Origin of the sequence: uncultured Amnibacterium sp. (assembly GCF_964244015.1) — a bacterium.
Taxonomy (GTDB): Bacteria; Actinomycetota; Actinomycetes; order Actinomycetales; family Microbacteriaceae; genus Amnibacterium.
The window spans coordinates 1-11,246 of the sequence record NZ_CAXTHO010000099.1; the positions used below are offsets into that span (position 1 = coordinate 1).

10 protein-coding genes and 1 pseudogene are annotated in these 11,246 nt (G+C 73.8%); 5 read left to right on the forward strand and 6 right to left on the reverse strand.

Annotated features, from left to right (window positions below; genetic code table 11):
* Positions 1–216: 216 nt before the first annotated feature.
* Both ACFE67_RS11260 and ACFE67_RS11265 read right to left on the reverse strand, forming a co-directional pair.
* Positions 217–1,266 carry a hypothetical protein gene (locus ACFE67_RS11260; RefSeq protein ID WP_375406972.1) on the reverse strand — a complete coding sequence of 350 codons (1,050 nt, stop codon included), beginning with the start codon at positions 1,264–1,266 and terminating at the stop codon, positions 217–219.
* Positions 1,266–2,411: a hypothetical protein gene (locus ACFE67_RS11265; protein WP_375406973.1), complete on the reverse strand. Its 1,146-nt coding sequence runs from the start codon at positions 2,409–2,411 to the stop codon at positions 1,266–1,268. Before ACFE67_RS11265 ends, ACFE67_RS11260 begins: the two co-directional genes overlap by 1 nt.
* 102 nt (positions 2,412–2,513) lie before the next feature.
* Between ACFE67_RS11265 and ACFE67_RS11270 the strand changes: the two genes are divergently transcribed.
* The gene (locus ACFE67_RS11270; protein WP_375406974.1) at positions 2,514–3,380 is read left to right on the forward strand and encodes an SDR family oxidoreductase; all 867 of its coding nucleotides are present in this window, start codon (positions 2,514–2,516) and stop codon (positions 3,378–3,380) included.
* A 49-nt stretch (positions 3,381–3,429) separates the two neighbouring features.
* On the opposite strand, the gene ACFE67_RS11275 is transcribed toward ACFE67_RS11270, so the two are convergent.
* Positions 3,430–4,554: an acetate/propionate family kinase gene (locus ACFE67_RS11275; RefSeq protein ID WP_375406975.1), complete on the reverse strand. Its 1,125-nt coding sequence runs from the start codon at positions 4,552–4,554 to the stop codon at positions 3,430–3,432.
* A complete protein-coding gene (pta, locus tag ACFE67_RS11280; protein WP_375406976.1) occupies positions 4,551–6,647 on the reverse strand; it encodes a phosphate acetyltransferase in 2,097 nt (698 codons plus the stop codon). Before pta ends, ACFE67_RS11275 begins: the two co-directional genes overlap by 4 nt.
* Positions 6,648–6,705: 58 nt before the next feature.
* On the opposite strand from pta, the gene ACFE67_RS11285 reads away from it, so the two are divergent.
* Positions 6,706–7,176 (forward strand): nucleoside deaminase, encoded by a 471-nt coding sequence (locus ACFE67_RS11285; protein WP_375406977.1) that lies wholly within the window; start codon positions 6,706–6,708, stop codon positions 7,174–7,176.
* Positions 7,177–7,328: 152 nt separating this feature from the next.
* Entirely contained in the window at positions 7,329–8,246 is a 918-nt protein-coding gene (locus tag ACFE67_RS11290; protein WP_375406978.1) for a DnaJ domain-containing protein, read from the forward strand.
* A gap of 129 nt (positions 8,247–8,375) precedes the next feature.
* On the opposite strand, the gene ACFE67_RS11295 is transcribed toward ACFE67_RS11290, so the two are convergent.
* Both ACFE67_RS11295 and ACFE67_RS11300 read right to left on the reverse strand, forming a co-directional pair.
* The gene (locus ACFE67_RS11295; protein WP_375406979.1) at positions 8,376–9,773 is read right to left on the reverse strand and encodes an AAA family ATPase; all 1,398 of its coding nucleotides are present in this window, start codon (positions 9,771–9,773) and stop codon (positions 8,376–8,378) included.
* Between the two features lie 103 nt (positions 9,774–9,876).
* Positions 9,877–10,149 carry an acylphosphatase gene (locus ACFE67_RS11300; RefSeq protein WP_375406980.1) on the reverse strand — a complete coding sequence of 91 codons (273 nt, stop codon included), beginning with the start codon at positions 10,147–10,149 and terminating at the stop codon, positions 9,877–9,879.
* A gap of 45 nt (positions 10,150–10,194) precedes the next feature.
* On the opposite strand from ACFE67_RS11300, the gene ACFE67_RS11305 reads away from it, so the two are divergent.
* Both ACFE67_RS11305 and ACFE67_RS11310 read left to right on the forward strand, forming a co-directional pair.
* Entirely contained in the window at positions 10,195–10,623 is a 429-nt protein-coding gene (locus ACFE67_RS11305) for a DUF1810 domain-containing protein (protein ID WP_375406981.1), read from the forward strand.
* Between the two features lie 72 nt (positions 10,624–10,695).
* A pseudogene (locus tag ACFE67_RS11310) lies at positions 10,696–11,246 on the forward strand (alpha/beta hydrolase); the annotation flags it as partial.

Consider the following 11,246-nt stretch of genomic DNA (forward strand, 5'->3'; position numbering starts at 1 on the left):
CCCGAGTCGTGGGCACCGGCAGCGAGCGTGATCAGTCGGGCGTTCACCACGAGCAGCGTCATGCCGCCAGTGTGCCCAGCCCATGTTTCGAACAGACACAGCTCAGGCGAGCGTCCGCGCAGCGCATCCCGGCTGGTGCGGGGATCCGCGACTGGTGCGGGTCGGATCGCAGCCGCATCAGTCGGATATCGCCGCACGAGGGACGCGGGGCGAGGATCAGGAGGCGATGCGGTGCGTGGTGCTCTTCTGCACGGCCGTGCTGTAGCCGGTCTCGGTGCCCGTGACGGTCACGCCGATGCGGTGGCGCGCGTCGGCCCGCTTCAGCGTGTAGGTGCTGTGCGTCGCCTTCGCGATCGGCTGCCCGTCGCGGGTCCAGCGGTAGGTGAGCCGCACGGTGCCGGGACCCCAGGTGCCGTGCTTCGCGGTGAGCTTCGCGCCCACGCGGTACGTTCCGGAGGTCGTCGGCTTCGGCTGGGTGAGGGTGCCGCACGCCACGTCGTGGTCGACGTGAGCACCGAAGTCGACCCACTGCACGAGCGTGAGCCGGCCGGCGGTGAGGGACGCGCCGCTGCAGCGCTGCAGCGCGGCCGCCTCGTCCTTCGCGCCGGCGACCCAGGAGGGCAGCGTCGTGATCGAGCTGGAGGTGGGCACGCTGCCGAGGAGGTCGGTGAACTGGCCGCTCAGCGCGTAGATCCCGACGCGCTTCTTCGCCGCCTTCAGCCCGGCGACCATGCCCTCGACGACCGCTCGGTTGCGCAGCGTGGAGGTGCTCCAGGTGTTGTCCTGCTCGACGTCGATCCACCAGGTGCCGACCGAGAACCCGGACGGCAGGCGGTGCACGTCGTCGCGGCCGACCGAGTTCCCGTAGACCCATGCGCAGGCCCGCGTGGCCTTCCTGCCGGCACATCTCCCGTAAGGGGAGTGCACGGTCTTGCCGGCCTTCGTCGTGTCGCCCGTCGGCCACCACGACGCGAGGGCCGGACCGGGGTTCGCCGACGCGACGTAGACGTCGACGGGGGAGTGCCCGACCCCCGGCGCCCCTGCGGCCCACTGCAGCTGATCCGCGAGGAAGGCGTTCGTCCCGGTGGGCAGTCCGTCGTTGAGCGCGACGACCGCGAAGTCCCCGAGAACCGGGAGGGAGATCGACGTCTGGTTCTGCGACACGTCGCCGCCGTCGCTCGGCGGGGTGGCCGCGAACGCCGACTCCGGCACCAGCACGGCGGCGAGCACACCGGCGGCCGCGGCGACGGCGAGCGCCCGGCGCATCACCGCGCCCCGTCCGCTGCGGACTCCGACGTGGGCGACGGTGACGGTGCGGGCGTGCTCGTGGGCGCGACCACGGCGGTGGCGACGACGACCGGGGCGCTCGTCATGGACAGCGGTGGCGCGCCGAGGCGGCTGCCGGTCACCGTCACGGCGATGGCGGCGCCGATGTCCGCGTCGGTCGGGTCGTAGGACGCGCCGATCGCGGTCTCGATCGGGACACCGTTGCGCGACCAGGCGTAGTCGAACGCGACGGTGGACGGCCCCCACGCTCCGGCGTCGACGGCGAGTCGGCCCCCGGCCACCGCGGTGCCGTCGATGGCGGGCCGCGTGCCGACGACACCGACCCCGCAGGCGATGTCGTGATCGACGCCCTGCTCGACCCACTGGACCATCACGACGCGGCCTCCGGGGGTCAGCGGTACGGCCGCGCAGTTCGCGAGCGCGCCGGCGCGGGTCGTCGCGCCCGCGATCCAGCTCGGCATCCCGGCGAGCGGGACGGAGGGGGTGGCGTCGCCCACAATCAGATCCCACTGCCGCAGGGCCGAGTACACGCCGACGTCACCGCCGGCCCCGCGGATCGCGGCAGCCATGCCCTCGACCGCGGAGAGGTTCGCCTGCCGGTTCCAGCTCCAGGAGTTCATGGTCTCGACGTCGAGCCACCACGTCCGGTCCGACGCAGCGGTCACGCCGCGTGCCTGCAGGTCGTCCGTCGCGATCGAGAAGCCGTAGACGTAGGCGCAGGCCGCGTCCTCCGCGCCGGCGCAGCGGCCCTCGGGGTTCATGACCGGGACGCCGGACCTCGTGAGGTCCGCCGACGGCCACCAGTCGCCGAGGTGGCCCGGGTTCGCGGTGTTGACGTAGACGTCCGCACGGCGGGGCGTGCCGTCCGGGGCCGCCGCGTCGCCCCACGCCAGCTGCTCGGCCAGGCAGGGGTTCGTCGTCGTCCCGGTGCCGGCGTTCACGCCGACCACGGCGATGTCACCGCGCGTCGGCAACGCAATGTCGCACTGCGGGTAGGAGACGTCGTACCCGGTCGCGGTCGTCGACGCGGTCGGTTCCGCCGCCTGCGCCGCGCCCGCCGGTGCTGCCGCCAGCGCCGCGCCGACCGCGACGGCGACGGCGGCGATCAGAACCCGGCGGAGCATCGGCCAAGTATGACCGGCGGCACGCGCCGGCCGGGGTCAGCCCGCGGCGCGCCGGATCAGTGCTCACCGTCAGGAATGCGCGGGGGGCGCAGGACGCTGCAGATGGGCGTGCAGCACATCACCGTCACCGGCGCGACCGGGGCCGTCGGCGGCCGGGTCGCCCGCCTCCTCGGCGAGGAGGTCGGCCGGCTCGTCGTCCGCGACGCCGCCCGGGTGCCGAGGATCGACGGCGATCCGGAGGTGCGCACCGCCTCGTACGCCGACGAGTCCGCGATGCGGGCTGCGCTCGACGGCACCGACGTCCTGCTGCTGGTCTCGGGCGCGGAGGCGCCGGACCGGCTCGAGCAGCACCGCACCGCCGTCCGGGCCGCCGCGGAGGCCGGTGTGGGCCACGTCGTCTACACCAGCTTCGACGGCGCAGCGGCCGACGCGGACTTCACCCTCGGCCGCGACCACTGGTACACCGAGCAGGCGATCCGCAGCAGCGGGATGCGCTGGACCTTCCTCCGCGACAGCTTCTACCTCGACTTCTTCCCGCTGTTCGCCGACGAGCACGGCGTGATCCGCGGTCCGGCGGGGGACGGCAGGGTCGCTGCAGTCGCCAGAGCCGACGTCGCCGACGTCGCGGCGGCCGTGCTGCGCGACCCGGGCCCGCACGAGGACGGCACCTACCGGCTGACCGGTCCGGAGGCGATCTCGTTCCCGGAGGCCGCCGACCGCATGGCCCGGGCGCTCGGCCGTCCGTACCGCTTCGAGCACGAGACGCTGGACGACGCATATGCCTCCCGCCGCATGCTCACCGGCGAGCAGTGGCAGCTCGATGCCTGGGTCAGTACGTACACGGCGATCGGCAGCGGCGCGCTCGCAGCGACGTCCGGCGACGTCGAGCGCCTGACGGGCCACGCCCCCCCGCACGCTGGAGCAGGCGCTCGTAGGAGACTGACCGCTAGCGGGGCCGACCGCTGCTGAAGGGACGGTGCGCACCGTCGACCTTGCAGCGGAGGGCCCCGGTAGCGGACTACGCGAGCACTGCGGCGGTCTGGCGGGCGATCTCGAGCTCCTCGTTCGTCGGCACGACGAGCACGGCGACGGGGGAGTCGTCGGTCGAGATGCGCCGCGGCCGCTTCGAGGCGACCTCGTTCCGGTCGGGGGCGACGTGCATGCCGAGGTGCCGGAGGGGGTCGAGGGTGCGGCGGCGCAGCAGCGCGTCGTTCTCGCCGACCCCGCCGGTGAAGACCAGCGCGTCGAGGCCGCCGAGCTCGGCGAAGTAGGCGCCGATGTAGTGGCGGAGGCGGTGCCGGTAGACCTCCAGCGCGCCCTCCGCGACCTCGTCCCCCTCCGCCGCCGCGGCCTGCACGTCGCGCATGTCGCCGCTGCCGGTGAGCCCCTTCAGGCCGCTCGAACGGTTCAGCAGCTGCTCGATCTCGTCGAACCCGAGCCCTGCCTGGCGGTGCAGGTGGAAGATCGCGGCAGGGTCGATGTCGCCGGAGCGGGTGCCCATGACCAGCCCCTCCAGCGGCGTCATGCCCATCGAGGTGTCCACCGACCGGCCGTCGCGCACCGCGCAGGCGGAGGCGCCGTTGCCGAGGTGCAGCACGATGATCCGGGAGCCCTCGAGCGGGATGTCGAGGAACGCGGCGGCAGCGCGGGAGACGAACTGGTGCGAGGTCCCGTGGAAGCCGTAGCGCCGCACCTGGTGCTCGCGGGCGAGGTCGGCGGGGATCGCGTAGGTCGCCGCGGCGGCGGGGATCGTGCGGTGGAAGGCGGTGTCGAACACCGCCACCTGCGGCACGTCGAGCACGGCTGCCGCCGCCCGGATGCCCTGCAGGTTCGCGGGGTTGTGGAGCGGCGCGAGCGCGGCCAGGTCGTCGATCGCCTGCTCGATCTCCGGCGTCACGACGGTCGCCGCGTCGAAGCGGGAGCCGCCGTGCACGACCCGGTGCCCGACGGCGACGGGCTCGGGCAGGCCCTCGATGTCCGTCAGCGCCTGCCGGACCGCGGCCTCGTGGTCGGCCGCCCCTCCCGCCTCCCCGATTCGCTCGACGGTCCCGGAGGCGTGCACGTCGCCCGACTCCGGGTCCACCAGCTGGTACTTCAGCGACGACGATCCGGCGTTCAGGACGAAGACGCTCCCGGAGCTCACGACTGCGCCTGGATGGCCGTGATGGCGATGGTGTTCACGATGTCGCGCACGAGCGCACCCCTCGACAGGTCGTTGATCGGCTTGTTCAGCCCCTGCAGCACCGGCCCGATCGCGAGGGCATCCGACGAGCGCTGCACGGCCTTGTAGGTGTTGTTGCCGGTGTTCAGGTCCGGGAACACGAACACGGTGGCCCGCCCCGCGACCGCCGAGCCGGGCATCTTCGCCGCGGCGACCTGCGGGTCCGCGGCCGCGTCGTACTGGATCGGGCCCTCCACGAGCAGCTGCGGCGCCCGCTCGCGGACCAGCGCGGTGGCGGCGCGCACCTTCTCCACATCGGCGCCGCTGCCGGAGGTGCCGGTGGAGTAGGAGAGCATCGCGACCCTCGGATCGATCCCGAACTGCCGGGCGGTCGCGGCGGCGGAGATCGCGATGTCGGCGAGCTGCTCGGCGGTCGGGTCGGGGATCACGGCGCAGTCGCCGTACACCAGCACCCGGTCGGCGAGCGCCATCAGGAACACGCTCGAGACCACGGAGACGCCCCGCGCGGTCTTGATCAGCTCGAATGCCGGCCGGATCGTGTGCGCGGTGGTGTGGGCGGCGCCCGACACCATGCCGTCGGCGAGGCCCAGGTGCACCATCAGGGTGCCGAAGTACGACACGTCGGTGACGGTGTCGCGGGCGAGCTCGAGGGAGACGTTCTTGTGCGCCCGCTCCTGCGCGTACGTCTCCGCGAAGCGCTCCCGGAGGGGGGAGGTCGTCGGGCTGACGACGTGGGCGCGGCCGAGGTCGATCCCGAGGCCGAGCGCCCTGGCCCGCACCGTCACCTCCGTCCCGAGGATCGTGAGCTCGGCAATGTTCCGCGCCAGGACGATCCCGGCCGCCTCGAGCACGCGGTCGTCGTCCCCCTCCGGCAGCACGATGTGCCGCCGGTGCTCGCGGGCGCGGGCCAGCAGGCTGTACTCGAACATCAGCGGCGTCACGACCGCGGAGGCGTGCAGGTCGACGCGGGAGAGCAGCAGGTCGGCGTCGACGTGCCGCTCGAACAGGGCGAGGGCCTCCGCGGCCTTCTGCGGCGACTCGGCGGCGAGCGTGCTGCGCACCGCGGAGACGGCGGTGATCGTGTCGTAGGTGCCGAGGTCCGTGCGGGCGACGGGGAGGGAGACGTGCAGTCCCTCGACGAGGCGCGAGACGTTCGGCGGCAGCGGGAAGCCGCCGGACAGCACGAGGCCGCTGAGGGAGGGGAACGTGGCGGAGGCGTGCGCCAGCAGCACGCCGAGCACCGTGTCGACCCGGTCGCCGGGCACGACGACGAGCGCACCCTCGATCAGCCGGGGCAGCACGTTCTCGAGCGTCATCGCCGCGACGACGATCCCGGAGACGGTCCGCTCGGTGAGCGCCGGGTCGCCCGCGACGAGTTCGGCCTCGGCCGCCGCGAGCACGGTGCGGAGCGCCGGCGCGACGAGCGCTGCGTCCTCGGGGATCGCGAAGACCGGCAGGTCGTCGGGCAGCAGCGGGCGCAGCGCCTCCGGGATCGCCGCGAGCTCGCTCGGATCGGCCCGGTTCACGAGGATGCCGACGAGCTCGGCGTGCTCGGAACGGAACTCGCCGAGCGCGATCTCGGCCACCTGCTCGACCTCGCGCGCGGTCCTGCCCGGTGCTGCCGGTGTCTGGCGACCGCCGGGGTGCCGCCCGCCGAGCACGAGCAGCACCGGCGCGCCGAGGTTCGCCGCGACCCGCGCGTTGAACGACAGCTCGGTCGGGGTGCCGACGTCGGTGTAGTCGCTGCCGACCACGAGCACCGCGTCGCAGCGGTCGGCCATCGAGCGGAAGCGCTCGACGATCGTGCCGAGTGCGGCTTCCGGGTCGTGGTGCACCGCCTCGTAGGTGGTGCCGACCGCCTCCTCCGGCGTCACCTCGGCGGTCGCCCGCGAGAGCAGCAGGTCGAGCACGTAGTCGCCGTCGGTGCCACGGCTGACCGGGCGGAACACCCCGACCCGGCCGACCCGGCGCGACAGCGCGTCCACCAGCCCGAGTGCGACGGCGGACTTGCCGGTGTGCCCCTCCACCGAGGCCAGGTAGATGGTGCGGGGCATGCGCCCGAGCGTAGGGAGCGGCGCTGAGCGTCGGCCAGTCGTTCGCTAGCGTCGATGCGTGGATCTCGACGCACTCGTGAGGCGGGCCATCGTGCTCGCGGACCGCGCCAGGGCGGGCGGCGACCATCCGTTCGGCGCCCTGCTGGCCGACGCCGACGGCGGCGTCGTGCTGGAGGCGGGCAACACCGTCGTCACCACGCGCGACGTCACCGGGCACGCGGAGACGAACCTCGTCTCCGCCGCCACGCGACGGTTCTCGAGGCAGGAGCTGTCGTCGTCGACGCTCGTCACGAGCTGCGAGCCCTGCGCGATGTGCTCCGGCGCGATCTACTGGTCGGGCATCGGCGCGGTCGTCTACGGGCTGTCCGAGCGGGGCCTGCTGGCGCTGACCGGCGACGACCCCGAGAACCCGACGCTCGACCTCCCATGCCGCACGGTGCTCGGCGCGGGCCAGCGCCCCATCGCGGTGACCGGGCCGATCCTCGAGTCGGAGGCCGCCGCCTCCCACACCGGCTTCTGGTCCCGCTGACGGTTCGCGGATTCCCCTTCGTCTCGCGATAGGCGGCTCATCGCACCGCCGGGTACGGTGTGTCGCCGAAACCAGCCTGGGCCCACGGAGCCGGCACCGACGCGGCGAAGCGACGTGGCGGCCGTGCGAAGGGGAATCCGTGAGAAGCGACCATGCCTGACAGCCCGATGTCGGCCTCGCCGTACGAGGTGCTCGGCGTGCTCGCGAGCGCCTCCGACGACGAGCTGCGCCGCGCGTACCGCCGCCTGCTGCGCGAGACCCATCCGGATGTCGGAGGGGATCCGCAGCGGTTCATCGCCGTGCAGGCGGCCTGGGAGCGCATCGGGAGCCCCGATGCGCGCGCCGACTACGACCGCGGGCGCACGCCCCGCCAGGAGCCCACCTCCTGGGCACCGTCGAGCGGGCCGGGCACCCGCCCCACCTCCACCCGGCCCGCGGCGCGCACCTTCGGGCATCCGGGCGGCCGGCGCCGCGAGCGCTACCTCGACCTGCTGCGGGAGTGGGTCGGCCTCGGCGAGTCGATCCCGGATCCCTACGACCCGGTGCTCGTCCGCCGCGCGCCGCGTGAGATCCGGCACCTGCTCGCCGACGCGCTGGCGGAGGAGGAGACCGCGCGGCGCCTGGCGACGCTCGGGATCGGCTACACCGTCTGGCACGACGTCGCCGCCGGCGGCGCCGACGAGAAGATCGACCACGTCGTGCTCGGCCCGACGGGACTGTTCGCGATCCAGTCGGAGGACTTCGGCGCGCCGATCGCCGTGCGCCGCGGCGAGCTGGTCGGCGACGCGCTGGCGGGGGAGCGGCCGATCCACGAGCTCGCCGCCCGCGCGAGGACCGTCGCCCGCAGCGCCCGGGTGCGCTTCACGGGGCTGCTGCTCGTGCTGCCGGACGCGCATCTCGACGAGCCCGCCGAGTCGCTCGGTTCGTCGCGCGGGGCGGAGCAGGTCGTGCTCCGCGCCTCCGTGCTGCTCACCGCGCTGCGCGACGGCCTCCCCGACGCCCGAGCGGTCGGCGGCAACGAGATCTTCGAGGTCCGCACGCGCCTCCAGGCCGCGATCCGCTTCGCCTGAGCCTCGCGGATCCGGACATCCTTCGCGGATCCGGAGGGATCGGGCGACACCCCGGTGGAGGGCCTCGAAACGCGGGGAGTCGCTGAATTCCTCCGGATCCGCGAACGCTCAGCGCGGGCCGGCACTCCCTCACTCGTCCTCGTCGTCGCCCGATCCGTCCGGCCCGCCCACCCCGAGCAGGCTCCGCGTCAGCTCCGCATCGCCGGCGAGCATCCCGTCGAGCGCGATGCCGAGGTCGCCGTCGGCCAAGGGCCGGTGCGCCATCGCTGCGTCGAGCACGGCACGGCGGAACAGCTCCTTCGCGAAGGAGGCGGTCGTCCCCTCCGCCCGGTCGGCCGCTGCGCGGACGACCGCGTCGCCGAGCGGCAGCCCACGGGCGTACAGCGCGAACAGCCGCGCGCGCTCCTCCGGACCGGGCCGCGGCACGTCGACGGCGAGATCGACCCGGCCCGGTCGCTGCGCGAGTGCGCGCTCGAGCACGTCCACCCGGTTCGTCGTCATCAGGAAGGTCACGTCCGCGTCGCCGTCCAGGCCGTCGAGCGCGTCGAGCACCGCGAACAGGAGGGGCTGCGGCCCGAACTCGCCCCGGTCCATCGCGACGAGGTCGATGTCCTCCAGCACGACGAGCGCCGGCTGCAGGCCGCGGGCGAGGTCGGTCGCCTCGCCGATGAACCGGATCGCGGGTCCCGTCAGCAGCACGACGGTCGTCCCCTCCGCCGCACCGACGAGGTGCCGCACGGTGAGCGTCTTCCCCGTCCCGGGCGGCCCGTACAGCAGGACCCCGCGCTTCAGATGACGTCCCGCGGCGAGCAGGACGTCGCGATGCTCCGCGATCCCGAGGACGTGCCGGCGCACCGTGTCGAGCACGCCCACCGGCAGGATCACGTCCTCCTCCGGGATCGTCTCGCGCTCGACGAAGACCGACTCGCCCTCCACCCGGTACTCGCCCCCTGGCGTCAGGGTGAGCACCTGGCCGCGGAGCACGCTGCGCTCGTGCATCAACCTGCGCGCGGCGGCGACCAGGGCCTCCGCGGTCGCGGAGTCGCCCGCCAGCACCTGCATCGCCGCCTGCTCGCGGCCGTGCTGGCGGTTCGCGACCCGCTGCAGCACCACCACCGGCTCGCCCTCGAACGCGAACAACCGGAGTCCGAACGCGACCACCCGCCGCCTCACCTTCGGCCCGGAGGCGAGCAGCGTGTAGTCGACGGCGCCGACGTCGTAGCCGGCCCACTGGTTGGACAGCATGGCCTCGAGGCCCTCGTGCTCCCGGTTCTGACCGCGGACGCCGAGCAGCTCGCAGGGATCCGCCAGCTCCTCGAGCGCGACGTCGAGATCGACCGTGCGGTGCGCCGCGACCACCTCGGTGAGGATCGGGGCGGCGAGCACGTCGGAACCGAGATGGGCCTGGATCCGCTCGCCGAGCGGCGTGAGGCGGCCCGGCGCCTGCTCGAAGCGCTGCGCGATCTCGATCAACCGCTTCAGGTCGGTCATCACGCTGCGGTCGCGGTCGTCGTCGGGCTCGGTCACGTCTGCATCCTGCTCCCCGACAGACGCCCAGCGCTCGTTCGATCTTCACGATCCTCGAATGGCGCACCTCGATGGGCGGGGTGGACGCGGATCCCTCAGCCCATCAGCGCGTGATCTCGAACGTGTCGGCCTCGATCTCGTCGATGGGCTCCGCGTCGACGTCGGCCACCGTCGCGAAGCGGGGGCCCTCCTCCAGCCAGGCGGCGAACGCGTCCATCGCCGACCGGTCGCCCTGCGCCACGATCTCCACCGCGCCGTCCGTCCGGTTGCGCACCCGTCCGACGACCCCGAGCCGGTCCGCCTCGCCCTGCGCGGCCCAGCGGAAGCCCACTCCCTGCACCTGCCCGGTCACGGTGTAGCGCCTCGCGATCGTCACGGGGATCACGGTACTTCTGGAGGCAGGGGGACGTACCGTGCCCGGATGTCGGGCGATCCGTACGACCTCAGCCGCTTCCGCACCGCGCAGGACGCGCACGGCACCTACGCCGACGCGCTCGCGGAGCTGGGCCGCGGGAGGAAGACCACGCACTGGATGTGGTTCGTGTTCCCGCAGCTCGCGGGGCTCGGCCGCAGCTCCACCGCGGTCTACTTCGCGATCACGTCGCCGGACGAGGCCCGCGCCTACCTCGCGGACCCGGTGCTCGGTGCGCGGCTGCGGGAAGCGGCGAGCGCGGCGGAGGCCGCCGCCGCGGACTCCGCCGAGGCGCTGCTCGGCGAGATCGACGCCGTCAAGCTGCGCTCGTCGATGACCCTCTTCGCCCGCGTCGCGCCCGAGGAACCGGTGTTCCGCCGGGTGCTCGAGCGCTGGTTCGACGGGGAGGAGGACCCGGCGACCGTCTCGTTGCTCTGAGGCATCCCGATCCGCCGGTTACCCTCCTCACGGGTTCGGCTGTCACTGGTTCGAACCGGCGAAGGGGGTCGCGTGCGACGACCGGTGATGCTCGTGGTGGTCATCGGCGTGCTCGTGGTGGCGCTGGTCGTCGGGATCGGCGCCGGGGTCCTCGTCTCCGTCTCCCGCACCGCGGCGCCCGCGAACGGTCCGGCGGCCCCGGCGACCTGGCCGACCCCGGCGGCCGTCTCCTGGTCCGTCTGCACCGACGCCCGGCTCCGCGCCGCGAACGCGCAGTGCGCGGTCGTGACCGTGCCGATGGACTGGAGCGCGCCGAAGAACGGCACGACGGTGCGCCTCGCGATCTCCCGGGTGCGGCACACGCAGGCGCCGTACGCGGGCGTCATGCTCGTCAATCCGGGCGGACCCGGGCAGAGCGGGATCGGCCTCGCGACCACGGGGGCGAGCGTGCCGGGAGGCGTCGGCGCCCGGTACGACTGGATCGGGTTCGACCCGCGCGGCGTCGGCGCCTCCCGCCCCAGGATCTCCTGCGACGCCGACTACGCGAACGGCCCGCGCCCGCCGTACACGCCCGCCACGGACTCGACCATCGCGGCCTGGAGGACGCTGTCGGAGAACTACGC